The following is a 26849-nucleotide window of genomic DNA, read 5'->3' as shown; positions in this document are numbered from 1 at the left end:
ACGTAGCCATTATGTGGAGGTTCATGTCGATGATGGATTCTTGCGGGGATTTTTCACGGCGCTTGCCACGCGTGCTTCTGCTGAGTGCGAGCCTGGTGATCACTAGTGTCATGAGCGCATCTCTCGTGATGGCTGAGGGGAGTGTGAGCAGGCAGGAAGTTGTTACGAGCGCAGCACCCTCCGTGAAACTTTCATCTTCCCCATCAGCACCTAAGCTACCGCCGGCCGCCAAGGCTGACAATAGTATCTATCGTTGTGTGCAGAATGGCGTGCAGACCTGGCAGCAACAGCCCTGCCATCAGGGGGATGCGCCGGTCACGTTGGATGACTCACTGACAGTCGTGCCCGCAAGAGACAGCGATGCATCGGTAGGTGAGGAGGATCCGACAGCACAGCGATTGGAGCGTGAAAAGCAGCGTGCATTGGCTGCACGGGAGGAGAGTCAACGCCAATATCGTATTCGCTCTGCTATCGATGACGGTTATCTGGTGCAGGGTATGAGCGAGTCACAGGCTGTGTCGCTATTGGGTAATCCTAGCGATGTCAGTGAAACGATCGCCGACAATACGTCTTGCCGTTTGTTGAGCTGGTGGGAAGATGTTCGTGTGCAGTTCTGCAATGATGAAGCTGTCTCGATCACGGCGACCCGGCTGGACTAGCATTTCTCCTTCCACGTTCCAATCTCGGTACTGTAATCTAGCCATGCTTAGTAAATGCTAATTTATGACATGATCTATCGCCATGATGCCTGTATTGAGCGATATGTAGCTATATCGAGACAGGAGGGTGGTGAAGATGCTACATTACTCAACTTATCGAACAGTGTTATATTACTCCTGAAACGTAGCAGGAAGTGTTGATAGGCCTACGCCATCTATACTTTACTCATCGGCCAACGAGCCGAGCTGCGACACCAGTTTGGTAAGGAGAACGCACATGAATAAGTCTGTCCTGATTGGCGCTATCGTCGCCGCGCTTGGCATTGGTGGTGGCGTGGCAATCGGTAGCTACAGCGCCAGCAATTCTGGCCCTGATTATGCTGATATCGTTGCTGTCGATGCAGCCACTGAAACGGTGACTACCCCGCGCCAGGTCTGTCACAACGAGACTGTGACCCACCAGGCCCCTAGCAAGGATTCCAACAATATTGTCGGCACAGCAGTTGGTGCTATTGTCGGAGGTGTGGTCGGCAATCAATTTGGTGGTGGCAATGGCAAGAAAGTACTGACAGCGGCAGGTGCTGTGGGTGGTGGTTACGCCGGTAACCAGATTCAGGGTCAGATGAAAAAAGGTGACACCTATACCACCACTGAGCAGCGCTGTGAGACGGTTCAGGAAGCGAGTGACAAGGTAATCGGATATGACGTCAAGGTTGATATGGGCGGAGAAACTCGCACTGTACGTCTTGAGCAGAAGCCTGACGTGAAGCGTTTCGAGATCCGCGAAGGTGAGCTGGTGCTACCGGGCCAGGGTTAAGTCTGAAGTGCTGAGTTGAAGCGCCATCACGATAGATACACTGTCACATGAAAAAGCCTCGACGGGTTACCGTCGGGGCTTTTTGTATTTGGATCATGTAAATTGAGTTCAGGGCATTTTTCTACCCTTATTCTAGCGTTGCTATCGCCAGTCAAGGGAAGCAGTTCAATCATCTTCTGGGTGAAATAATACTCTATATTTGCAATGGCAGGCTGTCTTGACGGCTCATCGACCACCACCTACATCAATGAACCCTGCAGTTGTGTAGCTGGATTTATCACTGACTAACCATAATATCGCTTGAGCCACCTCTTCTGGCTGGCCGCCACGTTTGAGCGGGAGATTTGGACCAAGGCGATCTACACGTCTAGCTTCACCACCCTCTGCGTGCATCTTTGTATAGATCAATCCAGGACGAACCGCATTCACACGAATACCGTCTCCTGCCACTTCAAGAGCAAAGCCTTTTGTAAACGAGTCGATGGCGCCTTTGCTGGCGGCATAATCCACATATTCGTTCGGTGAGCCATATATTGAAGCCAAAGAGGATAGATTCACAATAGTACCGCCGCTACCGCCTTGGCTAATGGCCATGTGCTTGAAGGCTTCTTGACAGCAGTGCATGGTGCCAAAAACATTCGTCTGAAAAATCTTCTTCCAGCGCTCTGGTTCGGTATCAATGAAGCGTGATTGAGTACTCAAGATGCCTGCACTATTCACTAAGGCGCTAATCGCACCACACTTCGTTTGGATTTTCTTGAACAGGTCGACAACTTGTTTTGGCTGGCTGATATCGGCTTGAATACAGTGTGCTATGCCGCCCTTCTTTCGAATATCTTTTTCGACGTCTAGGGCAGCTTTGGCATTGGTCCGATAATTGATAATGACAATAAAGCCTTCTTCAGCGACTAATTTTGCTGTCGCAGCACCAATTCCTTGGCTGGCGCCTGTGATAAGAATGATAGGTTGATTCATGGAATCTCTCAGCCGACATCAAATATAGACAAGATAAAGATAAACGCTGGAAAATCGCCCTTTAGCCCAGTGCACACGGGATTAAAGGGCGATTGTGGACACTCTTGATATAGCAGCGTGATCATCATCAGCGAGCAGGTAATGCCTCTGCGATCTCACGGGCTAGCTGGTCACCCACGACATTCCAGCCTTCTCCCAGACTTTTGACCAGAGCCGGATAGCCATCATCGGCCAGTGGTGTCAGCGTTTGGATATCGCCCTCGTCCAGCACACTACCGTCCGAATCACGCAGACGCCAGCGGCCAGTAATCACGGATTGGCCATCATGACGGCCGATGAAGCGATCAAGACTGACGCTCAAGCGTGCTCCCTCCAATCCACTTAAGCGCGTGTCTGCGATGCGATAACTGCTAAGTGGTATTGCCGGGCTGGCCTTGAGTTGTTCCAGTAGCTGGCGTGTCAGCATGGCTTGAAGGTCATCCGCCCAGTGGTTCTGACTTGCCTGCACGAGGGTGATGTCATCTGTTTGATAGACCAGACTCCCGCCTTCCAGGTAGCTGGCAAGTTTGACTGGCATTACTTCCAGGAGTGGCGCATCACGCGGCACGCTACGGCTGGCAGTATCACTTGTCTGAGGCAGTAGATATGCGCCCCCCGTCGGCGCTGTCGCACAGCCGGCGAGGGTGGTCATGGCGAGTAGGCCAATCAGCAGATTGCTTGCGCGACTCTTGCTGCGAGCGAGTGAGGGTACCAGCGCCGAAGAGGTGGCTGTGCGGCGGCGAGTCATTAACATTGCCCCTATTACTGTCTTCATTGCAGTCCCCATGATTACTGAGCCCTCGGTATCGGATCACGCGTCGTCGGCTTGTCGAAGATCAGGCTGGAAGGGTTCTTCTCCAGCGTATCGAGCAGCGGCTCGGCCTTCTTGAGTACGCGATCAAGTCTGTCCAGGTCACCTTCCAGCTTGCGATACGCTGAGGAGTCAGGTGTTAGCCCGTTAAGCGTACGATTCAGATTGTCGATGCTGGCGCTGATGTCGCCAGGCAATTTCTGTATCGCATCGGATCCCAGCAGGCTATCGACATGGCCCGCGGTCTTGTCGAGGCGTTTCACCAGGCTCTCGGAGGCAGAAAGCGTCTTGTTGAGGTTGTTCAACACGGGCTCTACATCCAGTGCATTGAGCTTGTCGAGCAAGGCGTTCAACTTGGCTTCCATTTGTGCCAGACCCCCAGACACGCTCGGCATGACTTCGATATCGTCGAAGTCATCTGGCTTGTAGGGCGGTGGGTTATCGTAGAAGTCGAGATCCACGAACAGAGCGCCGGTCAGAAGATTGCCGGACTTCAATGTCGCGCGCATGCCACGTTTGAACAGACGCTCCAGACGTTTCTTCCATTGTGCGACACCCTCATCATCCACCTGACCTTCGAGGCGTTCAGGCTCGATGCGGATCAGCACCGGAATCTCGAAGCTCGAGAGGGTGCGTACGCGCTGGTGTGTCAGACGATAGGGCACGCTGACCACGGTGCCGAGACGCACACCGCGGAATTCCACTGGTGCGCCACGCGACAGGCCCCGCACGGTGTCATCGACCATGATCACGTAGTCGATAGCTTGATGGAAGCTACCTTCGCGTGCTTCTTCCTGGTCGGAATAGAGCATGAATGAGGTGTTTTCAACCACTGGGCGACCGCGCGGCAGATCTTCAGGGATGCCAAAGGCGACGCCGCCACTCAGTATGCTTTCCAGCGAGCCGATATCGACTTGCAGGCCCTGTGAATCCAGACGCAAGCTGACGCCACTGGTCGACCAGAAACGCGTGGTAGAGGTCACTAGCTCGTCATAGGGCGAATCGATGTAGAGGGTGTAGTGCATTTCCTTTTCACTGGTACGGAATTCACTCGCTTCCACCCGGCCGACCACGACCCCTTCATAGGTCACCGGATCACCATCCGAGAGCACGCTGCCATCGTTACTGGTCAGGTCGATGCGCAAGCCTTTGGCATCTTGTGTCGTTACCGGGGGTTGTTCGAGTGCAACGAAATGGTTTTCTTCCGTGCGGCTACCTCCGGGTTGCAACTGGATGTAGGCGCCCGAGAGCACGGTATTCAGGCCGCTGATTCCCTCACGGCCGATACGTGGCTTGACCACCCACACGCGAGAATCTTCGTTGAGCATACGCTCGCTGTCCTTGGACATGCGGGCGGTCACGATAGTCTTGTCGAGGTCGTCTGACAGGCGGACAGATTCCACCTTGCCGACCTCGACATTCCGCGTCTTGATCAATGTCTTGCCGGCCTCGATACCTTCAGCCGTCTCCATCTCAATGGTGATTTGCGGGCCACGGCTAGCAATGTTGTGCCAGACCATCCAGGCCCCTATCAATAGCGCCACTATCGGCACTATCCAGATCGGGGAAAGGCGGCGCCGACTTTCACGACGTGCACGAGAGTCATCACTCATAAGTCATCCTGTGACGGAGAAACGGTAGGGGAAGAAGCAGTAGAGCCAGAAGATACTGGACCTGGCATGGCTGGCGACTCGTGGGAGGCTGATGTTTGAGCCGGCGCCTGAAAGAGAGGCTTTGAAGCCAGCTGTGCCTCTTCAGGCGTGTCCCATACCAGACGTGGATCAAAGCTCTGCGCTGACAGCATGGTCAGTACGACTACCACGGCAAAAGACAGCGCTGCTGGTCCGGGATGTACTGACATCAATGCGCCCAGCTGAATCAGTGCGGCTAACAAGGCCACCACGAACACGTCGACCATCGACCAACGACCGATATATTCCGTGATGCGATACAGCGCCACGCGTGCGCGAGCATGCTGTACATCAGGGCGCTGCGCACTGATACATAGCCATGCGATGGCGATCATCTTTGAGGCGGGTACCAGAATGCTGGCAACGAAGATGACAAGCGCAATCGGCCAGTCACCATGCGACCACAACAGCACGATACCGCCTGCGATGGTTTGCGGGTCGCTCTCGCCGAGGCTCACGGTACTCATGATCGGGAAGACATTGGCGGGCACGTAGAGTATCAGTGCAGCCACTAGCCAAGCCCAGGTGCGCTGTAGGCTGGCCGTCTTGCGCTGATGCACCGGATCGCCACAACGACGACAGGCAACATGAGCCTCATGTGCAGTGCAGGCATTGATCAACCCGCAGCTATGGCAGCTGCCAAGGCCCTGCAATGCGGCGCCCATGCCGGGTAACGTCCCTGTTGGCGCAGATGGCTCGCCAGCCAGGGCAAACCACATCCTGTCGACATCAATACTGGCGAGTGTCTTCGTCATTAGCAGGGCAAAGGCACAGAACGCCCAGAACGATGGCCCAAAACTGATATCGGCCATGCCAGCGATCTTGACCAGACTCACCATTACGCCAACCAGAAAAACATCTGCCATCATCCACGGTCGCAAGTGACTCAGAGTACGAGCAATGCCGCGCATGCCGGGCAGTGGCAGTTTCAGGCCAATGGCAGCATGGGTGTAGATCACGCCAATGAGATATAGCGCAGGTAGCAGCACGATGGTCAGAATCAGCAGAACTGCCAGCGAAGGATAAGACTCTGCTGTCAGTGCTGTCGGAGCATCGACCAGACTCAAGCTGGCCGAGATGCCATGCGTAGCAAAGGCGATGAACTCGAAAGGCAGCGTCAGCACCAGCATCATCAGGCAAGCGGTGGCCAGTGCCAAGGTACGTTGCACGGCATGCGCATGGCGCTGAGCAAAGACATGATCGCAACGCGGGCAGCGTGCACGTTCGCCCGGCCTGAGTGCGGGCAGCGCCACCACAAGATCACAGCACTCGCAGGCTCGCAGTCGTCTGCGCGAGACACTAGCAGTCACTGGCGCAAACATGCGGGGCGGGTCTCGGGTTTCAAAGGTACGCCGAGTAAAACGACGTAGTGCGTCAAAGGGACGAGGCATATCACTCCAGAGTGATCGGGGGATGCGATGCACTGCCGAGGGTAATGGGCTGAGACAGCAGGCGGGAAATGGTGCGTTAGCCTGCCCCGGCGGTAGTGTGTCAGCGCGATGTCGTGTGTCTTCGATATCAGGCAAACAGTGTTCGATCATAGCATGATGCCGCAAAAGCCTCGTGGCACTCAATGCTTGAGCGCATGGGCAGGTGGTCATTCATGCCAAGGTTTCTTATCTGCAAACAAACACGCCGCCCCAAGAGGACGGCGTGGAGAACGGTGCATAGAACGCTAGTTAGACCAAGTCATCCTCACTGTTGGCTGCTTCGTGAGCATGCTTCAAGTCCTTGGGTTCACCGAACAGGCGACGGACCACTACATAGCAGACCGGCACCAGGAAGATCGCCAGTACCGTGGCCGAGATCATCCCGCCGATCACGCCGTTACCGATGGCATGACGGCTGGCGGCACCGGCGCCTGAGGAAATGGCCAGCGGTACGGCACCTAGGGTGAAGGCTAGTGAGGTCATCAGGATAGGACGCAAACGCATGCGCACCGCTTCCATGGTGGCATCGATCAGCGAGCGTCCCTGCACCTCAAGGTCCTTGGCGAATTCGACGATCAAGATGGCGTTCTTGGCCGAGAGTCCGATGGTCGTCACCAGACCTACCTGGAAGTAGACATCGTTATCCAGTCCGCGCAGCCAGGTTGCCAATAGTGCACCCAGTACCCCTAGTGGCACGACGAGCATCACGGAGAATGGAATACTCCAGCTCTCGTAAAGGGCGGCGAGACACAGGAAGACGAACACCAAGGAGATGGCGTAAAGATAGGGTGCCATACCGCCGCTCTGGGATTCCTGCAGTGAAATCCCGGTCCATTCCAGTGCGACACCGTTATCGAGTTGATTGACCATCTCTTCCATCGCCTGCATGGCCTGCCCCGTAGAGTAGCCCGGAGCTGCCTGGCCCAGTAGCTCCATCGAGGAAACGCCGTTGTAACGCTCCAGCTGTGGTGAGCCGTAGGTCCACTCGCCGTGGATGAAGGCGCTCAGCGGTACCATTTCGCCACTACTGTTACGCACATACCACTTCTTCAAGTCTTCTGGCTGCATACGCGCACTGGCGACTGCCTGCACATAAACCTTCTTGGTACGACCATTATCGAGGAAGTCATTGACATAGCTTGACCCCCACGCAGTAGACAGTGTCGAGTATACCTCTGATAGCGAGACGCCCATGGCAGTTGCCTTGAGTTCATCAATATTCAACGTGAACTGAGGGCTATCTTCCAGGCCATTGGGGCGCAGGCCAGTCACTGCAGGGTTCTGAGCGGCCATGCCCAACAGCTGATTCCGAGTGTCGGTAAGTGATTTATGGCCTATGCCACCGCGATCGACCAGCATCATGTCGAAGCCACTGGCATTACCTAGCTCCATGATCGGTGGCGGATTGATGGCGAAGACTACCGCTTCCTTGATGCTATTGAAGTAGTTCTGTGCCTTGCCGACCACATCGAAAGAGTCACGCTCGCGCTCATCCCAAGGCTTCAGGTTGATGAAGGCCAGTCCCATGTTTTGACCGCGACCAGCGAAGCTGAAGCCGGCAACGTCGAACATTTCCTGGACGGCATCCCCTTGGTCGACGAGGAAGTGATGCTCGACCTTGGCGAGGGTTTCGAGGGTCTGCTCTTGGGTGGAGCCCACTGGCAGAATGACCTGGTTGAACAGGTAGCCCTGATCTTCGTCCGGCAGGAAACCGGTCGGAATGCGAGTAAATAGCACACCGCAACCCACGATGATCAGTGCATAGACCAGCATGGAGCGGCCGGTGCGCTTGAGCATGCCACTCACGCCTTTCTGATAGTTGGCATTGGAGCGGTCAAAGGTACGGTTGAACAGGCCAAAGAAGCCGGTGGTCTTCTCCTTGGTGGGCTTGAGCAGCGTCGCACACAGCGCTGGCGTCAGGATCAGAGCGACCAGTACAGAGAGTGTCATGGCTGACACTATCGTGACCGAGAATTGTCGGAAAATCGCGCCAGTAGTGCCGGGGAAGAAGGCCATCGGAATGAAGACCGACGATAGCACCAGACCGATACCGACCAGGGCGCCGGTAATCTGCCCCATCGATTTGCGTGTCGCTTCCAGCGGGGTGAGCTTGTCCTCATGCATGACACGCTCGACGTTTTCCACTACCACGATGGCGTCATCTACCAGCAGTCCGATCGCTAGTACCATGGCAAACATGGTCAGGGTGTTGATCGAGTAACCGAGGACTTCCAATACGCCGAACGTGCCCAGCAAGACTACCGGTACCGCGATGGTCGGGATAAGCGTGGCGCGGAAGTTCTGCAGGAACAGCAGCATGACAAGGAAAACCAAGCCCACGGCTTCCAGCAGCGTTATTACCACTTCTTCGATGGAAATCTTGACGAAGGGTGAGGTGTCGTAAGGCACCTTGTAGCTCATACCTTGCGGGAAGTAGGCCGACAGCTCATCAAGACGGTCCTTGGCGGCCTGAACGGTATCCAGCGCATTGGCTCCGGATGCTAGCTTGATGCCCAGGCCGGCAGCCGGCTTGCCGTTATAGCGGCTGACGGTGCTGTAGGTTTCAGCGCCTTTCTCGACGTGGCCTACATCGCGCAGGTAAACTTGGGAGCCGTCTTCTTGGGTCTTGAGCAGGATATTGCCGAATTGCTCAGGCGTCTCGAAGAGCGTCTGGGCAACGATGGTGGCATTGAGTTGCTGCCCTTTTTCGGCCGGTAGATTGCCCAACTGACCAGAGGCGATCTGATTGTTCTGGGTGCTGATAGCACTGGTGACGTCACTGGTAGTCAGTTTGAAGTTGTTGAGCTTCTGTGGATCCAACCACACACGCATGGCACCCGGCGCACCGAATAACTGAGTCTCGCCGATACCCTGTACGCGGGCCACTTCATCCTGAATGTCCGAGGCCACATAGTCAGTCAGCTGCTGTTTTGTCATGCTGCCGTCGTCAGAGACGAAGGCAGCGACCATCAAGAAACTACCAGAAGATTTGGTGACGGATACTCCTTGCTGCTGAACCGTCTGAGGCAGCCGCGGTGTCGCCAATTGCAGCTTGTTCTGTACCTGAACCTGAGCGATATCAGGGTCCGTGCCGGTGTCAAAGCTCAGCTCGATGCTGGCATTGCCCTCAGAGTCTGAAGAAGAGCTCATGTACAGCAGATTGTCGATGCCGTTCATCTGCTGCTCAATGACCTGGGTCACCGTATCTTCTACTGTCTGGGCAGAGGCACCGGAATAAGTTGCTTGAATGGTAATGCTGGTAGGTGCCAGCGAGGGATATTGTTCAATGGGTAGCTTGAGGATGCTGAAGATACCCCCCAGCATCACGATGATGGCGAGCACCCAGGCGAAAATAGGGCGATCGATAAAGTATCTGGCCATGACGTTTAATGCTCCTGGAACGTCGTTCGGGACGTGCTACCAGTGTGAGTAGAGGCTTGTACCTCCACTGGCCTGGTGGCAGTGGTGCGGAAAGGGGCGTCAGGCTTACTGGTTATTGCCAGCCTTGGCTTGATCATTCTCCGAGGAGTCATCTTCAGTCGCTGACGGCTGAGCGGATGTATTTTGCTCGACAGACTCTTCGCTGTTGGCGATCTGAACGGCAGCTCCCGGCTTGATCTTCTGAAGCCCACTGACGATGACCTTGTCGCCGCTATTGAGGCCACTGGTCACCAGCCACTGATTGTCGATGGCTTGACCGATCACCACTTGCTTGGCTTCCACCTTGCTTTCAGCATTGACTACCATCACGTTGGCATTACCCTGATTATCACGGCTCACGGCTTTCTGCGGGACTAGGATGGCATCTTTCGCTACTGCTTCTGTCAGACGTGCGCGTACGAACATGCCAGGCAGTAACAGCTCGTCTTCGTTGGGGAACAGGGCGCGCAGGGTCACCATTCCGGTACCTTCATCGACGCTAACATCGGCAAACTGAAGCTTGCCTTTGGCGGCGTAGACACTGCCATCTTCCATTACCAGCTCTACTGGTGCTTGCTCCGGCGCCGCGGAAGCATCACGATTTTCGGCCAGCTCACGCTTAAGACGCAACACCTCGCTAGCGGACTGGGTCACGTCGATATAGATAGGGTCCAGCTGCTGTACAGTAGCCAAGCTCGTATCCTGACTGGCCGTGACCAGCGCGCCTTTGGTGACGCTTGATTTACCTATACGTCCACTGATTGGCGACGTCACCACACTGTAATCCAGATTGATCTGTGCGCTGGTCAGAGAGGCCTTGGCTGAAGCGACGTCAGCACGACCTTCACCGACAGTGGCGACGGCATCATCGTAGTTCTGCTGGCTGACCATCTTGCGAGCGACCAACTGTTTGAAGCGCTTGGCCTGCAGGTTGGAAGTGTGCAGGCTTGCTTCAGCGCGGGCGAGACTGGCCTTGGCACTTGCAACATCCGCACGATAGGTGCGGGCATCAATGTGATACAGCGCCTGACCTTCCTCGACGTCACTGCCTTCCTTGAAATCACGCGACTCGATGATGCCGCCGACCTGCGGGCGCACTTCAGCGATCTGATAGGCACGCGTACGGCCGGGAAGCTCAGTGGTAAGCGGCACGTCACTAGCGGTGACTGTGACTACTTCGACTTGAGGTGCCTGGCTGGCTCCTGCAGGACTCTGGCCTGCAGCTTCCTTGTCGTCGCTACAACCGGCCAGTAGAGCGCCGAGCAACAACAGGCCTGCTGGGAAGCGGCCGATGCTGGTGGTTCTGGTCTGTCTCGCCGAGCGACGGGGGTGACCTGGGGAAGTCGGGGCCATTGGGGAGTCCTTGCAGTGGTCAGAAAGCTGAGCAGCAAACCGTTGCTTCATGGGGCAGCGGGAGGCTAACGAATATATTTAGCCGGCTATTCTATCGGAATGATGTGATGACTGTATGCATTGTTTGTGCAACCTGGCGGGCCCGCGTGGACATGCTCGAGTGAACGAACAGAGGTGCGGGCCCGCCTATCGTGACAGTCTATCGAATATGGCCGCCGGATTGTCAGCACTGATTGCCGTTTCGGGTCGTCAGCGCCAGATCATCAGCACTGCTCGTCCAGGCTCATCTCACAGACAATGCCGGTGGCCACGATAGCGATGCTGTCGCGTGGCCACTCAAAGGGTCAGGCGGGGGAAGTATGGCAGGTGTCGCTGTCATGAAGATGACAGCGAGGGGAGGCTTGGCAGGTATCACGAGGTTGCCAAGGGGCAAAGCCCGTCAGCGCCGTGATCAAAGGGGTGAGACTTGCACGGTCTTCCGGTAACTGCGGCTGGCGAAGCAAGCGAAGGCAAGGGCGGTCATGGAAGGCCTTGTATAGCTCGGCAGTCCAGTGTTGCTGCTGCTCATGCCAACGCGCGATCCAGTCTTGACGGCCCTCAAGCGCATCATCAGGCAGGCACTGATTGATGATCAAACCACCGACGGTCATGCCATGTGCTTCCAATGCTTCACGCGTACGCGTTGTTTCGAGGCAAGGCAACTTCTCGGGTGTGCTGACCAATATTACTCGTGCGTACTGGCCCTCTGTCAGCCGAGTACGCAATGCTGCGTAACGGGCTCTCCGTTGCTCCAGCGCTTCACTGATAGGGTCATCTGCTGCTGAGGGGCTCTTCGTGGATGAAGTCGTAGCGGCATCCTGACTATCTAGCCACAGGCTGCGTTCGGCGACAGCGCGCTTGCGCTGCCCGAGCATGCCCTCCAGCCATCCTCCAAGCACCTCCGGCAGGCTCAACAGGCGAATGGTGTGCCCGCTGGGGGCGGTATCGAAGATGATATGTCGATATTGTCGACTGTCTGTGGCCAGCGGCGCAGGCGGTGTCAGGATGATCTCCACCAGCGCATCAAAGAGCGCCGCCTCACTGGTGCCGGGTGCATGACGCGCCAATGCCAGCTGACGCATCACGGTCGCGCTGCGCTCGCCGCTGACGAGTGGGGCGATTCGCTGACGCACGGCTGCTAGATAACGCTCACATTCCTGTTCGGGGTCCAGCTCCATCACCTCAAGCTGGGGAGCGATGGTGCGTGGATGGCCGTCCAATGGCCCGAACAGATCACCCAGATTGTGTGCGGGGTCAGTGGAGACCAACAGCGTCGCTTCACCGGCCTCAGCGAGTGCCAATGCCTGAGCGGCGGCGCAGCTGGTCTTGCCGACACCGCCCTTGCCGCCAAAGAACCACACTTCAGGCGGCGGCTCATGAACCTCCTTTCGTGAGGTATCGCCTGACGTTGATGCCATCGCGACAGAGGCTGTCTGCGTCTTGCTGGCTCGCCGGCCCTTCCACCACCCCCTCAGCAGCACTTGATGCCCTCCAGCGGCGAGTGCTCAAGCCCTTGGCGGAGATGCCAGTCATGCATGCGCTCCAGCATCAGTGGCAGCATCTCCAATGACACGGCAGGTGCCGGGTTCGGTATTCCCATCATCTCGGCGAAGCTCAGCATCATGAAGATATCTTCCTCCTCACGTGCCAGCTGGGCGAGGTCACGCTGCTGGTTGACGCGCAGCATGGCCTCCCAGCCTTCACGTAACTGTCCTGCACGCGTTATCAGTGCGCGTAGGGCGGAGTGTGGCAATGCCAGTCTCTGCCCGCCGTCAGCCTTCATGTGCAGTGACCGGCATCGGTGCTTTCAAGCTGCGTGTTGCCTCGAGCAGAATCCACAGTGCGAAAACCATGATCAGACTGCCAAAGGTGAACAACAGCCATTGCGGGTCATTGTTGCCCATGCCAGACCAGTCCAGCACGACCTGCTGCACCATTGCCCACAGCGTCATGATCATCAGGAAGACCATCGGCGCCAATGTGTAGATGACAGGACGCCCCTGGCGCTTGAGCCAGACTGAAATCAGCATCAGCGAAATGCCGGCCAGCAGCTGATTGCTGGTGCCGAACAGCGGCCACAGCAGATAGCCACCGGAGCCAAAGCCTTTCGGACCTTGCGGGAGAATGACCAATGCCGCGCTGGCGACCACCGCAATGCTGGTGGCGACGTGCTTGTGGCTGAGCGCCGGCATACCGTATTCGCTGCCCAGCTCCGCAATGATGTAGCGCATCAGGCGTACGGCAGAGTCCAGTGTGGTGGCCGCAAAGCTGACCACGATGACGGCGACCAGCGTGCTACCGACACTGGCGGGCAGGCCAAGATGCGAGATCAGCTGACCCGCCCCTTGCACAAAGCTTGAGAGACCATTGGCGCCCGCCGCTGCGAAGCTTGAATAGGTGGCACTGAAATCGGCCTGACTGCCGAATAGCGTCGCCACGGCGATGATGGAAATCAGCGCTAGCATGCCTTCACCCAGCGCCCCGGAGTAGCCAATCATGCGGGCATCTGGCTCATACGCTAGTTGCTTGGAGGTAGTGCCGGAAGCGACCAGCCCGTGGAAACCGGAGATTGCACCACAAGCTATGGTGATGAATAGCAACGGATAGAAGGACATCTCGGCATCGGCGTTGTAAGCCGGTGCTGTCAGGTGCGGCCCCCCCACGGCCAGGCCCAGATACAGCAGTACTAGCCCCACCACTAATTGATGGGAATTGATGGTGTCGCGCGGCTGGAGCAACTTCCAGACGGGCAGTACCGAGGCCACATAGACATACACCATCAATGCGATGATCCAGACCAGGAAGGCGCTGGAGATGGGGGAGAGACCAAACAGTAGCGTGCCGTTTTCACCGCCGGCCATGGCTGTAAAGGTGCCTGCCAAATCAATCTGCAAGAATTCGAACTGTCCCGCCAGCAGAGCGGTGGCATACATCACGATCAGCGCCAGAATCGAGGGGATCAACATCTTGCCACCGCGTCGATAAACACGATGACCGATCCATACCGCTAACGGGATCTGGATCACTACCGACAGCACACTGGCAGGGAAGTTGATGAATAGATTGGCGATCACCCACGCGAATACCGCGTTAAGCATCAGTACTAGAATCAGAATGATGAAAAGAAACAGTAACTTGGCCCGCTTGCCAATCAGCTTGTCAGCCAGAGTGCCGATAGACTGTCCGCGATGACGCGCAGATAACGTCAAGGTGCCAAAGTCGTGCACACCCGCCGCAAATAGACTGCCTAGTACTACCCACAGTACGGCCGGTAGCCAGCCCCAATAGACCGCAATCGCAGGCCCGACGATCGGTGCAGCACCCGCTACCGACGTGAAATGATGTCCCCACAGTACCCAGCGATTCGTCGGCAGATAATCTGTGTCATCGCGCAATGCATGCGCCGGTGTCACGAAATCAGGGTCCAGACGGAAGATACGCTCGGCCAGAAAGCGTGAGTAGAAGCGGTAGCCGAAGGCGAAGGCGAGGCAGCCGAACAAGGCAAGCCAGATGGCGTTCATGGAAAGCTCCGAAGGGCATGATGTGGGGAAGGAAAAGAGCCTTGCGAAGATAACATCCGAATGTATGCACATAACTTGGCCATTGGTCGTCCCATCTGGTATGTCCTCGAGCCTCAATACCCCCCTTGATTGGATGTGCGCTAGCAGATAGATCCCTGACGATAGGCGCTGTCATGCGGCGCGTAGCCGTTATTGCTCATCTTTGCCTTGCGACCAAGGAGACACAGTGGGTTGATCTACGCGACCTTGCGTTCCGCAGGGCTCTTCTATACTCGGAGGAAGTCGTGGTGCGAGGGCGTCGTTGATTCACTCTCGATAACAATGACAAGGAGGGGCCGATGTTATGGATCGCGGAAAGACTTTCTCGCCTCACTGGGTCTGTGCGCGGATATCGGCGCCTTCTGTCCCTGTCTCTGTTCCTGCCGCGAGGAATGCTGTTCCTCGCGGGTGGTGTCGCGACTCCTGCGCTGGCGATTGAATACAACATGCCGGTCGGAGTCACGGCGGTCAGCCGTGATATTCACTCGCTGCACATGACCATCTTCTGGATCTGCGTGATCATCGGTGTCGTGGTGTTCGGCATCATGGGTTACTCCATGATTCGTCACCGCAAATCGCGTGGTGCTATTCCGGCCACTTTCCACGAGAACACGCGCATTGAAATCCTGTGGACAATCATTCCGCTCGTCATTCTATTCGTGATGGCCGTGCCGGCGACCGCCACTCTCAAGGACATGTACGACGCCTCCGAATCGGCACTCGATATCAAGGTCACGGGTCATCAATGGCGTTGGCAGTACGAATACCTGGGCGAGAATGTTGCCTTCACTTCAAGCCTCGCGACCCCGCGCGAGCAGATCAACAACACCTCCGAGAAGGGGGAACACTATTTGTTGGAAGTGGATAATCCACTGGTGCTGCCCATCAATCGCAAGGTGCGCTTTCTGACCACCTCAACCGATGTCATCCATTCCTGGTGGGTGCCGGACTTTGGCGTCAAGAAAGATGCCATTCCAGGCTTCATCAATGAAGCATGGACGCGCATCGACACTCCCGGGACCTATCGTGGCCAGTGCGCTGAGCTATGCGGCAAGGACCACGGTTTCATGCCAGTCGTGGTACAGGCGTTGCCGGAAGCCGAGTTCGATGAGTGGCTGGTCGCTCGCAAGGCAGAGGCAGAGGCTTCGCTGAACGATGCTGGTCGCGATTGGGGTCTTGAAGAATTGATGGAGAAGGGCGAGAAGACCTACGCCACCATCTGTGCTGCCTGCCACCAACCGAATGGCCAGGGGATGCCCCCGGCCTTCCCGTCACTGGTGGGTAGCGCCATCGTTACCGGTGATATGCAGGCGCATATCGACATCGTGATAAACGGCAAGGCAGGTACACCGATGGCGGCCTTTGCCGATGTGCTCAGTCCGGTGGAACTGGCAGCGGTGATTACCTACGAACGCAATGCCTGGGGCAATGACACGGGCGAGCTGGTGCAGCCTGCGGTGATCAAAGAGCAGCTGTCGCAATGACGCATCGCTATCTAAGAGGTGGCGCTCGAGGTTGAGGGAATCAGATAGACATCAGGATATTCGCATCCGGCTCCGGTACCGGTTCCGGCAAGGGATGCTCACTCAGGAGAGGCATCATGGCCAGTGACAAGTCACACAAGGCAGTGCTCCAGGCCAGCGAAGGCGGTACGTCAGGCGGCGGATACTCCTCTGCCAGCCAGCATGCAGGTCATGGCGCCGCTCCGCGCGGCATGATGCGCTGGTTACTGACCACCAATCATAAGGATATCGGCACGCTTTATCTGATCTTCTCACTGACGATGCTGTTCATCGGCGGCATCATGGCGTTGGTGATTCGTACGGAATTGTTCCAGCCGGGTCTGCAGATGGTGCAGCCCGAGTTCTTCAATCAGATGACCACCATGCACGGCCTGATCATGGTATTCGGCGCCATCATGCCGGCCTTCACGGGGTTGGCAAACTGGATGATTCCACTCCAGATCGGTGCGCCGGACATGGCGCTGCCTCGCCTCAACAACTTCAGCTTCTGGCTGCTGCCGGTCGCCTTCCTGCTGCTGCTGTCCACGCTATTGATGGAAGGCGGCGGTCCTAACTTTGGTTGGACGTTCTACGCCCCGCTCTCCACTACCTATGCACCACCTTCCACCAGCTTCTTCATCTTCTCGCTGCATATTGCCGGTATCAGTTCGATTCTTGGCGCGATCAACATCATCGCGACCATACTCAATCTGCGTGCGCCGGGCATGCGCATGATGGATATGCCGCTGTTCGTGTGGACCTGGCTGATCACCGCTTTCCTGTTGATTGCCGTCATGCCGGTATTGGCGGGTGCCATCACCATGATGCTGTTCGATATCAATTTCGGCACCAGCTACTTCAATGCCGCCGGTGGCGGTGATCCAGTGTTGTTCCAACATCTGTTCTGGTTCTTCGGCCACCCTGAGGTTTACATCATGATTCTGCCGGCGTTCGGGATCGTGTCCGCCATCGTGCCGACTTTCTCGCGTAAGCGGCTATTCGGCTACGCCTCGATGGTCTACGCCACGGGATCGATTGCGATCATGTCGTTTCTGGTCTGGGCACATCACATGTTTGCCGTTGGCCTGCCGCTGGTGGCGGAGTTGTTCTTCATGTACACGACAATGCTGATCGCCGTGCCGACGGGCGTGAAGGTCTTCAACTGGATCGCCACCATGTTTCGCGGCTCCATCAGCTTCGAACCGCCGATGCTGTTTGCCATCGCCTTTATCGTCCAGTTCACCATTGGTGGCTTCTCGGGACTGATGCTGGCTATCGCGCCAGCTGATTTCCAGTATCACGATACCTACTTCGTGGTCGCACACTTCCACTATGTACTGGTGCCGGGTGCGTTGTTCGCGATTCTGGCAGGCGTCTATTACTGGCTGCCGAAGTGGACCGGTTTTTACCCCCATGAGGGGCTGTCGAAGTGGCATTTCTGGTTGTCGGTGGTGGGCGTGAACCTGACCTTCTTCCCGATGCACTTCTCGGGGCTGGCCGGCATGCCGCGCCGTATTCCGGACTACGCCCTGCAGTTCGCTGATTTCAACATGCTCTCCAGCCTCGGTGCCTTCCTGTTCGGATTCTCACAGCTGTTGTTTCTGGTCGTGATCATCAAGTGTGTACGGGGTGGCGTCAGGGCTCCTGCGTGCGCCTGGGAGGGTGCGGTGGACCTGGAGTGGAGCGTGCCAAGCCCGGCGCCATTACATACCTTCGAGGTACCGCCGCAAACTCGTGATGGACAGATTGTCAGGCCTTGAATGATAGGTGGTAGGCAAGAGCAAACAGGAACTCGTGGGCCAGAGAAGGAGGGGCGCATGATATCGGATGAGTATGCCAGTGCCAGAAGAGTTGATCAGCAGGCAGGGGTCATGCGCACTGTGCGGCGCACGCTACTGGCGCTCGCGGGCATGCTGGGTTTTGCCTTCGCGCTGGTGCCGCTCTACGACGTTTTCTGCAATCTAACGGGGCTGAATGGCAAGGCGGCCAGTCAGGCGAAGGCTGCCGTCGCCATGGAAATTGATGAGAGTCGCTGGATATCAGTGCGCTTCATCGTTCAGCAAGGGCAGGGTTTGCCGTGGACGCTTGAAGCGCTTGATGAGAGTTTTCGCATTCATCCTGGCGGGCAGTACAGCGCGCGCTTCGTCTTCATCAATCACGCGGACAGAGCGGTGCGCGGTCGAGCAGTTCCCAGTGTCAGCCCGTCAGAGGGTTCGCTACATCTGAGGAAGATCACATGCTTCTGCTTTCAGGAACAAACGCTAGCTGCTGGCGAGCGACGTGAGCTGCCACTGGTATTCCAGGTCGACCCTGACCTCCCCGAAGACATTCGTGATCTGACACTGGCATATACCCTCTACCCGGTGGCTTTGGCAGCAAGTGATAACGACGATGATGTGTAACGCTTAGAGGCGCTGGTCGGTCTTCGCGTCATGGCGGTGCGGCAGGATAATGCACGTAGGAGGTGATGCATGAGCAGTGGCAGCTATTACGTACCGGCGCATAGTGCTTGGCCCATCCTTGGGGTGCTGGCGGTCGGCAGCATGATGGTCGGCACTGGTATCTGGATGGTGCATGGCAGTGCAGCATGGCTATCGGGTATTGGACTGTTGGCGGTCATGCTGGTGATGGCCGGTTGGTTTCGTGATGTCATTCATGAATCGATGAGTGGTCTTTATGATGACCAGATGGACCGCTCCTTCCGATGGGGGATGGGCTGGTTCATTTTCTCGGAGCTGATGTTCTTTGCTGCCTTCTTCGGTGCATTGTTTTATGTGCGTACCTTCGCACTGCCGTGGTTGGACGGCGAAGGTGCCAAGGGTGTTACCGCACTGCTATGGCCAGATTTCACGGCCAGTTGGCCGCTGATGAATCCACCGGATGCGTCTATCTCGGGGCCGAAAGAGGTGCTGTCGCCCTGGCAGTTACCACTGGCCAATACATTGCTGCTGGTCAGCTCCAGCATCACCCTGACGGTGGCGCACGAAGGATTGAAAATGGGCTATCGGCGCACAGCGCGTAACTGGCTAGCGGGTACGGTCGGGCTGGGCGTGTGCTTCCTGACGCTGCAGGGCATCGAGTACTACGAAGCGTGGCATCACCTTGGTTTGACGCTTCAGGCCGGCGTCTATGGCGGTACTTTCTTCCTGCTGACGGGGTTTCATGGCCTGCACGTCACGATTGGCACATTGATTCTCGCCGTCATGCTGGTGCGCGTGATCCGCGGCCACTTTTCCACCGAGCACCACTTTGCCTTCGAGGCGGCGGCCTGGTACTGGCACTTTGTCGACGCCGTGTGGATTGGCCTGTTCTTGTTCGTCTATGTGTTTTGATGCGTGTTCTGACGTCGTGTATCGCCAGTGCTAATCAAGCATTCCGGTGGAGAAGCCCATGACTAGCAGGATTACCAGACAGACAGCGAGACCCACTCGCCACTTGAGAGAAGTCAGCAGACGTCGACTGCGGCTGCCATCACGAAGTAGAAAACCAGCACCGGCGACAAGGCTGGCCAGCATACCGATGAAGACCAGTGCAATAAGCGACTTGAGCAACATGACAACTCCTTTGCCTGGGGATGAGTCTCAGGTGGCGGCAGGGCACTTTTCAGAGGGCTATAAAGAACGTAACACGCTACCGCTTAGTCGAGACCACGTAGAGCCTGAGCGCAAGTCGTCTCTGTCGTCTGCTCATACATTGTCTGTTCAAGAATCGTCAGCGACTGGCAATGCGTTATCGTCAGCCGCCATTGGTGAGCGACGCGTCGGGCGTGGCTGGTGGCTATTCTGGAGTGCGCTGATCGTACTGGGCCTGTGTCTATGTACCTGGCAGATCAATCGCGGTCAGGCACGCGCCCAGCATCTTGAAGATGCTGCCAGCGCTCCTGAGCTGGTAATGCCTGATGCACCGCCAGCCAGTGCCAGCCTGATCGAATTGCGGGGGGAATGGTTACCTCAGCACAGCCTGTTACTGGATAACCGCACGCTTGACCAGCGCCACGGTGTCGCTGTGCTAACGCCTTTCAAAGCAGAGGATGGCCGTTGGTGGCTGGTTGAGCGTGGATTCGTTCCCACGCCAGCACCGCGCGTCGATCCGGATGTTGTCACGCCGCTGGAGCCAGGTGCGATCCGGGGACGTTGGCAGTGGCTAGATAGTCGTGGCACTAGTGGCGGACCGTTATTTGGCCCTAATCGAGAAGGGCAGCGCCTGCAGCAGATAGACCTGAGCGCGTGGCAAGCATTGGGTCCACCGGCCTATGCCGGCGTGCTGCATCAGGTCAGTGGCATTGGGCAGTTTGCGCCGTGGTGGCAGCCCGGCAACATGACGCCGGAACGTCACTACGCTTATGCCCTGCAGTGGTTGGGGCTGAGTCTGGGAGCGGCTGTCGTCATGGTGCTGGGTGCACGCCGCCAACGTTCATCATCACTGCACCAGCATCATGTCTGAGAGGCTTGGTCATAAATGCTCGGTCATGCCTTGAATACCCCGTCATGCTTGAGCGTAGTAGTGGTGTTTAACATGGTAGTAGTGGCATTTAACACGAAGGAGGTGTGTGAATGACATATGTGATGCGCCAGCGTCTCAAGCTAGTCGCTCTGCTAGGGCTATTATTTGCACCTCTGCCCCTTGCGTGGGCAATGCTCAACGCACAAGTCGGCATTCCTGATGGACGAGTGGCCAATGGTGCGTTGCTGCCAGCGGTCGCGCCGCTGCCTGAGTGGTCGCTGCGTTATATCGGCGAAGAGCAAGATGCGTCGCTTGTAGAGACCGGTATGCCACCACAGATAGCGCGCGGTGCTGATGAAGAGCGTTTTTGGCTGAGCTGGCCGGAGTCAGAAGATTCTCGGCAGGCTGAGGTCCAGGCGGAGCGTTGGTGGCGATTGCATCGCGCGTTAGGCAAGGAGGCGCCGCGACTCGGTCGATTGGTCGTTGCTGCCCAGAAGTTCCAGCATGCCCAAGTGCCGGGTGAGCAACGGGCGCTAGGAGAGTGGCCAGTGGCTGATCTTCATTCTGCCGCGACACCCGAGAGTGATGCGACGTTGCCAGAGAGCCTGCGTTTGATCGATCCGCAGGGGCGAGTGGTGTTGGCGTATGGAGCAGACGTAACGCCCAAGGCAGTACTGACGGATGTGCGTCGTCTGCTCAAGCGTAATCCAGCGGCGCCGCGCTGATTGAGTCATGCTGATCGCGCCATACTGGTTATGTCCTACTGTTGAAGACATTGTCTTGTGAGTAAGGAGATGTGCCATGCCCTCTCTCTCTTCTCTCTCCTCCGCACGCTCCGGACAGCGTGGTACAGCGTTATTGCCTCCTCCGCCTTTCATCCTGGACGATAAGCGCTCCCGCTTGTCAGTGTCTCCCTCACTCCATTTTGATACGCAATCTGTCCAGCGGCAGTTGTATCGCACGTGGCGTGCAAGTCTGATGTTGACTAGCGTCATGCTGGTGTTGGTTGTCTGTGTCATTGCGCTAGGCGCATGGACGCGGCTGGTGGATGCCGGTCTAGGCTGCCCTGATTGGCCAGGCTGTTATGGGGCATTGGTGGTGCCGGATGCGCAGACGGCCAATCTGCATAGCCCACATCATCCTCTTGAGCGCTATAAAGCCTGGGCTGAGATGATTCACCGCTATGCGGCAAGTTTGCTGGGGTTGGCGGCAATGGCGCTGGTTGTCATCGGATGGCGCGTGAAGCGTCTTGTGTCGATATCATCGCAATTTTCGAACGAAGTGAACTACAACTCCCGAGCACGCTTTCCGGTCACTCTCAGCTTGGCATTGCTAGGTATGCTGATGCTGCAGGGCGCCTTCGGTGCTTTTACGGTGACGCTCAAGCTGTGGCCGCAGGTCGTGACACTTCATTTGCTCGGCGGTTTGGCGGTCATGAGTCTACTGGGCGTATTGTGGTTGGTCTTGCGACGGCGATTACACGACCTGGTGTCTACCGCCTCAGCCGAGCTGGCGCTGCCACGCACTCGTCTGCATCAGCCCTGGTTGGTGGCAGCAGCGGTGGTGGCGCTAATCGTGCAGCTGGCACTGGGCGGTTGGACCTCCAGCAACTATGCAGGCCTCGCCTGCACGGGCTTCCCCAGCTGCAATGACAGCCTATGGCCGACCATGGATTGGGGGGAAGGTTTTCACCTGACACAGGATGTTGGCCCCAGTTATTTACATGGCCAACTGCATGGTGAGGCGCGCACTGCGATTCACATGGCGCATCGCGGTGGTGCCTTGCTGCTGGGGGGCGTACTGATGGGGCTTTATTGGCGTCAGCGTCGCTATGGACGACGAGAGTGGCAAGTGTCAGCGCGTAGAGAAGCTGAGTATCTCAATGGTGCTTTGCGGCACTCTCCAGCGCGACCACACAATCCGTGGCGTTGGGCGCTTGTGTGCTGGGGGTTACAGGCAGGACTAGGTATTGCCAATGTACTGTGGTGGCTGCCACTGGATCTGGCATTGGCGCACACAATGGGCGCCGTGGCACTGACCGGTGCGGTGGTATTGGGGGTGTATGAGTCTCGAAAGTCCTGGATAGAGGCATCGTCCGATGTAGCACGATAACCGTCAGAGAGATAATGACTCAGACAAAAAACAGCACAGCGCCGCTCCCATAAGCGGCGCTGTGCTGTTTTTTGTTAGCTTGAGGCTTAAAAGTCAGCTCAGACTGAGCTGCCAAAGTGCTGCTGGAGATAGGCATTGATGGTGTCGGATTCGTACATCCACTCCTCACGGCCATCGTCGTGCGTGATCAACAGGCACGGCACCTTGACGCGACCGCCGCCCTGTTCGAGCGCCTGACGATGTGTTGCATTGTGCTGGGTGTCACGTTGTTCGATATTCAAGCTCAGCTGATGAATACGCTTGCGAACCTTGATGCAGAATGGGCAGGTCGAGAATTGATACAGTGCCAGGTTGGCCGTTTCTGCATCAACCTTGGCCTGCTCGGCAGGGCTACGTTCAAGAGCGCTGCCCCGCGTCATTTTCTCGCTGATCAGCATAAAAGGAGCCAGCACCAGACGTAGAGTGCGGAAGAACAGGCGGATGATGGAGCGCATCGGTAAATCCTCGCGGGCATACGGACGTAAAAGACGTGCGGCCATTCTAGTGATCAGCGACGGCGGCGTCTGCCCCATGTGTGTTGCGGATGTGTGTTATCAGCGATTGGCGCAGCCAGCGATGCCCCGGATCCTGCTCATGACTGGCGTGCCAGATGAGCCGATAGCTGAGGGCTGGCAGGCGAACGGGTAGTTCGCAGATGGCTAGTCCGTGCAGCACGCTGCTGGCGTTGGCAAAGCTACGGGGGGCGCAGAATACCAGTTCACTGTGGGCCACAATGCTGAGGGCATCACGAAAATCGGGCACCAGCACACTGATGCGACGTGGCGTGCCATGGTGCTCGAGGCGTTCATCGAGCGACCAGCGGGAGCGACCCTCACAGGTCGCCTGCACATGATCGAGTGCGGCAAACTCGTCAAGCGTCAGCGGCGTTGTGCGGTTCAACACGGGATGGCCACGCCGAACCAGCATCACATGGTCATCGCGCCATAGAATCTGAGAGTGGAAACCTTCCGGCAGGGTGGGCGGCTCGCCAGGCGTGTCGGCGGAGTGATCATGACCCGCCAAGCCAATATCCAATTGCCCCTTTTCCATCAAACTCAGGCAGTCGGCTTGCCAGCGACTGATTTCAAAGCTGCCGTGAGGTAGTGCGCTGGTCAGCGCGTGCGTACAAGAGGGCATTAGAGTGGACCAGGCACTTTCCAGCACTGCCATCTGAAAGCGTCGTTGGCTGGTGGCGGGTGCAAAGGTGGGCGGCGCACTCAGAGATTCCAGTCGTGACAGTAGCTCGGCCAGCTCGCCACGCAGTGCTTGTGCACGTGGAGTAGGGCGGAGTCCGTGGCGCTCACGAATGAAGAGGGGATCATCAAACATCGCGCGCAAGCGAGACAGACTCTTGCTGACGGCGGATTGTGAGAGATGCAGTCGGCTTGCCGCGCGTGTCACGCTGCATTCTTCCAACAGTATCTGCAGTACCTGCAATAGATTGAGGTCGATACGTGTGCCCATCGGCATTGTAGGCTTGAGAGGCTGTCGGCCTGTGATGGGAGAGTGCGTTGGGGACATGATTTTCGCCAGTGGAATATCTTGCCTGAAATATTATCATTTTGCTGCATAAGTCGCAGGCGCTAATCTCTTCGCCTTGTGACTGGTGCTTTGCCATCACTCCCAGTCTCTCCCCTGACGCTTACGCTCCGATTCCTGACCCACGAGATTGCTCATGTCTGTGTCCTCTGCCGCGGCTTCGCGGCCCATGCCTGGTGCTCGCCAGCTACTTCTATTGTTGGTCGGCTGTGTAATGTTCTCGCCCTTGGCGATCGATATTTATTTGCCTTCCTTGCCAGCGATGGCACGCGAGTTCGCGCAGCCGAGTGATGTGATGCAGATGACGGTGACGCTATTTTTAGGTGCCGTCGGCGTTGGTCAGATTCTCGTGGGGCCGTTGACCGATCTCTATGGAAGGCGTCCGGCACTGCTGGGCGGCGCAACCGTCTATCTGGTGGGGGCGCTGGTCGGTGCGTTGGCACAGGACATCAGCATGCTCTATTTCGGCCGCATTCTTCAGGGGCTGGGTGCCTGTGCCACCGTCACCGTCGCCTTCGCGGCGGTACGCGACTGCTATACCCCGGAGCAAGGCGCCAAGATGTACAGCTATCTGAATGGTGCCTTGTGCATCATTCCTGCGCTTGCACCGGTGATCGGTGGGCTGCTGGCGGTGCAGTTCGGCTGGCGCTCCAATTTCTTGTTCATGGGTGGCTTCGCGCTGTGTGTCGGGCTGGCTGCATGGCGCTTGTTCGCGGAAACCCGTCCGCAGAGTACTGTCGTGGTGCGGCCGCTCTACAACTGGGCACGTTACCGTCCAGTGTTGACCAGCTGGCGCTTTGTGTATCAGGCGTTGGTTGCGATGGCGGCCATGAGCGCCATTCTGTTGTACGTATCTTCTTCATCTGAGCTGCTGGTCGAGCAACTTGGCCACAGTGAGCTTGAGTTCAGCGCACTGTTTGGCGGTAATGCCGTCATCAATATCATTACCTTCTTCTTTGCCCCCCGCGTTATCAGCCGTCTTGGCCGTCAGCCGACGGTGCGCCTGGGGCTGGCAATCATTCTGCTATCTGGACTGATGCAGGGCGCTGCACTGGCTTGGCTACCGCTTTCGGCGGCCGCCTTCATGGTGCCGGTGGGTGTGCTGTCGGTCGGCTTCTCACTTGCCCTTGGTGCAGCCTCCAGCCTGGCACTTGAAGCCTTTGGCGAGCGCGCCGGTACGGCGGCTGCGTTATTGGGCAGCATCCAGCTGGGTGGCTCGGCCATCGTGACCACCGTGCTTTTGAGTACGCCACTGGCGCCTCAGGAAGGACTATTCCTGATCAGTGTGGTAATGGTTCTGCCGCTCTTGTTGCTGGGTGCTCGTCATCAGCCGGGCGTGCCGCGTACGTGAGTCAGGTCTGATGTCGAGTTGATACAGGTCGAGTAATAAAGCATGACGAGATGGTTCATTGAACTGGCATGACAAGCGTATGCTGTTGGCTCGATCTGCATGTCGCCAAGGAGACATCATGGAATCAGCGGCACGTGTGCGGGTGATACTTAATGGCGAGAAGGCCCAGCAGCCGGAGCTGCGCGAGGCCATCTTCGCTCAGCGTGAGCGCATGGCGGGGCTGGAGGTTCGTCTGACCTTCGAAGGGGAGGACGTGGCTCGACTGGTGAAAGAGGCCGTTGCCGAGCAGGTCACTCGGCTTGTCATCGGCGGGGGAGATGGCACGCTCAACCTGGTCACCAATGCATTGATGCAGCATCCTGTGGCACAGCGCCCCGAGTTTGCGATATTGCCGCTGGGAACGGCCAATGATCTCGCCACGTCGCTCAGCGTTCCTCTGACGATACCCGAGGCATTGGCGCTTGCCTGCGAGGGCTCGGCGCATGAGATAGATATCGTGAGCGTCGATGATGCCTATTTCATCAACGTGGCATCCGCCGGCTTTGGTGCTGAAGTGACCCGTTCTACGCCTGGTGGGCTCAAGAAGCTGTTCGGTGGCGGTGCCTATTCCCTGATGGGAGTGCTTAAGGCGTGGGACTTCCGGCCTTATCGCGGACGTCTCACGTTACAAGGTAGTGAAGAGGAGGCGGCGCTGTTCGTGTTGGCAATAGGCAATGGGCGACAGGCTGGTGGCGGGCAGGAGTTGGCACCGCGCGCACTGCTGAATGATGGCTACTTTGATGTGCTGGTGATTCGTGACTTTCCTATCGCGCGCGTCGGTGAAGTCGTCGAAGAGCTGGAAACTCTGCCGGATAACGGCGACTTCGTTCGCTATGTACGCACAGACTCACTGCACTATCGCGGCGAGCCTTTACCGGTGAATCTGGATGGTGAGAGCTACCTGATCGAGGATAGCGAATTTCGCCTCGTCCCCAACGCACTTCGCCTGGTCGCGCCGGACAATACAGCACTGTTAGGCAATGCAGTGACGCGCTGATCGAGCGTGCAGCCCCGCCTTCCATAGGCCGTA

23 protein-coding genes are annotated in these 26849 nt (G+C 57.1%); 11 read left to right on the top strand and 12 right to left on the bottom strand.

Annotated features, from left to right (window positions below; genetic code table 11):
* Window positions 1–182 precede the first annotated feature (182 nt).
* Both CFN46_RS01535 and CFN46_RS01530 read left to right on the top strand, forming a co-directional pair.
* Window positions 183–659 carry a hypothetical protein gene (locus CFN46_RS01535; protein WP_141103615.1) on the top strand — a complete coding sequence of 159 codons (477 nt, stop codon included), beginning with the start codon at window positions 183–185 and terminating at the stop codon, window positions 657–659.
* Between the two features lie 277 nt (window positions 660–936).
* Window positions 937–1476 carry a glycine zipper 2TM domain-containing protein gene (locus CFN46_RS01530; RefSeq protein WP_024950509.1) on the top strand — a complete coding sequence of 180 codons (540 nt, stop codon included), beginning with the start codon at window positions 937–939 and terminating at the stop codon, window positions 1474–1476.
* Window positions 1477–1701: 225 nt separating this feature from the next.
* Here CFN46_RS01530 and CFN46_RS01525 read toward each other — a convergent pair whose 3' ends face one another.
* The 9 genes from CFN46_RS01525 to CFN46_RS01485 all read right to left on the bottom strand — a co-directional run bounded on the left by CFN46_RS01525 (window position 1702) and on the right by CFN46_RS01485 (window position 14755).
* The gene (locus CFN46_RS01525; protein ID WP_024950510.1) at window positions 1702–2451 is read right to left on the bottom strand and encodes an SDR family oxidoreductase; all 750 of its coding nucleotides are present in this window, start codon (window positions 2449–2451) and stop codon (window positions 1702–1704) included.
* A 127-nt stretch (window positions 2452–2578) separates the two neighbouring features.
* On the bottom strand, window positions 2579–3238 hold the full coding sequence (locus CFN46_RS01520; protein ID WP_024950511.1) for a membrane integrity-associated transporter subunit PqiC: 660 nt from the start codon (window positions 3236–3238) through the stop codon (window positions 2579–2581).
* A gap of 41 nt (window positions 3239–3279) precedes the next feature.
* Window positions 3280–4914: an intermembrane transport protein PqiB gene (pqiB, locus tag CFN46_RS01515; RefSeq protein ID WP_024950512.1), complete on the bottom strand. Its 1635-nt coding sequence runs from the start codon at window positions 4912–4914 to the stop codon at window positions 3280–3282.
* Window positions 4911–6383, bottom strand: coding sequence for a paraquat-inducible protein A (locus CFN46_RS01510; protein WP_084487880.1), 1473 nt, complete (start codon window positions 6381–6383; stop codon window positions 4911–4913). Before CFN46_RS01510 ends, pqiB begins: the two co-directional genes overlap by 4 nt.
* A 288-nt stretch (window positions 6384–6671) precedes the next feature.
* Window positions 6672–9803: an efflux RND transporter permease subunit gene (locus tag CFN46_RS01505; protein ID WP_088742518.1), complete on the bottom strand. Its 3132-nt coding sequence runs from the start codon at window positions 9801–9803 to the stop codon at window positions 6672–6674.
* A gap of 105 nt (window positions 9804–9908) precedes the next feature.
* Window positions 9909–11195 carry an efflux RND transporter periplasmic adaptor subunit gene (locus tag CFN46_RS01500; protein WP_024950514.1) on the bottom strand — a complete coding sequence of 429 codons (1287 nt, stop codon included), beginning with the start codon at window positions 11193–11195 and terminating at the stop codon, window positions 9909–9911.
* 344 nt (window positions 11196–11539) lie between these two features.
* Window positions 11540–12715 (bottom strand): TRC40/GET3/ArsA family transport-energizing ATPase, encoded by a 1176-nt coding sequence (locus CFN46_RS01495; RefSeq protein ID WP_088742517.1) that lies wholly within the window; start codon window positions 12713–12715, stop codon window positions 11540–11542.
* A complete protein-coding gene (locus tag CFN46_RS01490; RefSeq protein WP_051510619.1) occupies window positions 12706–13017 on the bottom strand; it encodes a cory-CC-star protein in 312 nt (103 codons plus the stop codon). The genes CFN46_RS01495 and CFN46_RS01490 overlap by 10 nt, the downstream gene beginning before the upstream one ends.
* Window positions 13007–14755, bottom strand: a complete 1749-nt coding sequence (locus CFN46_RS01485) for a carbon starvation protein A (protein WP_024950517.1) — start codon at window positions 14753–14755, stop codon at window positions 13007–13009. The genes CFN46_RS01490 and CFN46_RS01485 overlap by 11 nt, the downstream gene beginning before the upstream one ends.
* Before the next feature lie 431 nt (window positions 14756–15186).
* Between CFN46_RS01485 and coxB the strand changes: the two genes are divergently transcribed.
* From coxB to CFN46_RS01465, 4 genes are all read left to right on the top strand, one after another.
* Window positions 15187–16278: a cytochrome c oxidase subunit II gene (coxB, locus tag CFN46_RS01480; RefSeq protein ID WP_088742686.1), complete on the top strand. Its 1092-nt coding sequence runs from the start codon at window positions 15187–15189 to the stop codon at window positions 16276–16278.
* A 233-nt stretch (window positions 16279–16511) separates the two neighbouring features.
* Window positions 16512–18056 (top strand): cytochrome c oxidase subunit I, encoded by a 1545-nt coding sequence (ctaD, locus tag CFN46_RS01475; protein WP_176426401.1) that lies wholly within the window; start codon window positions 16512–16514, stop codon window positions 18054–18056.
* A 57-nt stretch (window positions 18057–18113) separates the two neighbouring features.
* Window positions 18114–18698, top strand: a complete 585-nt coding sequence (locus CFN46_RS01470) for a cytochrome c oxidase assembly protein (RefSeq protein ID WP_088742515.1) — start codon at window positions 18114–18116, stop codon at window positions 18696–18698.
* 69 nt (window positions 18699–18767) lie between these two features.
* Window positions 18768–19628, top strand: a complete 861-nt coding sequence (locus CFN46_RS01465) for a cytochrome c oxidase subunit 3 (RefSeq protein ID WP_024950520.1) — start codon at window positions 18768–18770, stop codon at window positions 19626–19628.
* A 30-nt stretch (window positions 19629–19658) separates the two neighbouring features.
* Here the strand turns inward: CFN46_RS01465 and CFN46_RS01460 are convergent, their stop codons facing one another.
* Window positions 19659–19850 (bottom strand): DUF2909 domain-containing protein, encoded by a 192-nt coding sequence (locus tag CFN46_RS01460; protein ID WP_024950521.1) that lies wholly within the window; start codon window positions 19848–19850, stop codon window positions 19659–19661.
* Between CFN46_RS01460 and CFN46_RS01455 the strand changes: the two genes are divergently transcribed.
* From CFN46_RS01455 to CFN46_RS01445, 3 genes are all read left to right on the top strand, one after another.
* Window positions 19849–20739, top strand: coding sequence for an SURF1 family protein (locus tag CFN46_RS01455; protein ID WP_088742514.1), 891 nt, complete (start codon window positions 19849–19851; stop codon window positions 20737–20739). The genes CFN46_RS01460 and CFN46_RS01455 overlap by 2 nt on opposite strands.
* Window positions 20740–20849: 110 nt before the next feature.
* Window positions 20850–21464, top strand: a complete 615-nt coding sequence (locus tag CFN46_RS01450) for a hypothetical protein (protein ID WP_088742513.1) — start codon at window positions 20850–20852, stop codon at window positions 21462–21464.
* A 76-nt stretch (window positions 21465–21540) separates the two neighbouring features.
* Complete coding sequence (locus CFN46_RS01445) at window positions 21541–22851, top strand: COX15/CtaA family protein (RefSeq protein ID WP_339378972.1); 1311 nt, start codon at window positions 21541–21543, stop codon at window positions 22849–22851.
* Window positions 22852–22949: 98 nt separating this feature from the next.
* Here CFN46_RS01445 and CFN46_RS01440 read toward each other — a convergent pair whose 3' ends face one another.
* Both CFN46_RS01440 and CFN46_RS01435 read right to left on the bottom strand, forming a co-directional pair.
* A complete protein-coding gene (locus CFN46_RS01440; protein WP_024950526.1) occupies window positions 22950–23345 on the bottom strand; it encodes a glutathione S-transferase N-terminal domain-containing protein in 396 nt (131 codons plus the stop codon).
* Between the two features lie 46 nt (window positions 23346–23391).
* Window positions 23392–24411, bottom strand: coding sequence for a LysR family transcriptional regulator (locus CFN46_RS01435; RefSeq protein ID WP_088742512.1), 1020 nt, complete (start codon window positions 24409–24411; stop codon window positions 23392–23394).
* Between the two features lie 154 nt (window positions 24412–24565).
* Between CFN46_RS01435 and CFN46_RS01430 the strand changes: the two genes are divergently transcribed.
* Both CFN46_RS01430 and yegS read left to right on the top strand, forming a co-directional pair.
* Entirely contained in the window at window positions 24566–25780 is a 1215-nt protein-coding gene (locus CFN46_RS01430) for a multidrug effflux MFS transporter (protein ID WP_248623579.1), read from the top strand.
* A 118-nt stretch (window positions 25781–25898) separates the two neighbouring features.
* Window positions 25899–26816, top strand: coding sequence for a lipid kinase YegS (yegS, locus tag CFN46_RS01425; protein WP_024950529.1), 918 nt, complete (start codon window positions 25899–25901; stop codon window positions 26814–26816).
* Window positions 26817–26849 lie beyond the last annotated feature (33 nt).

The organism is Cobetia sp. QF-1 (genome assembly GCF_002213105.1).
Taxonomy (GTDB): Bacteria; Pseudomonadota; Gammaproteobacteria; order Pseudomonadales; family Halomonadaceae; genus Cobetia; species Cobetia crustatorum.
This window is presented reverse-complemented; position numbering and strand designations above follow the sequence as displayed.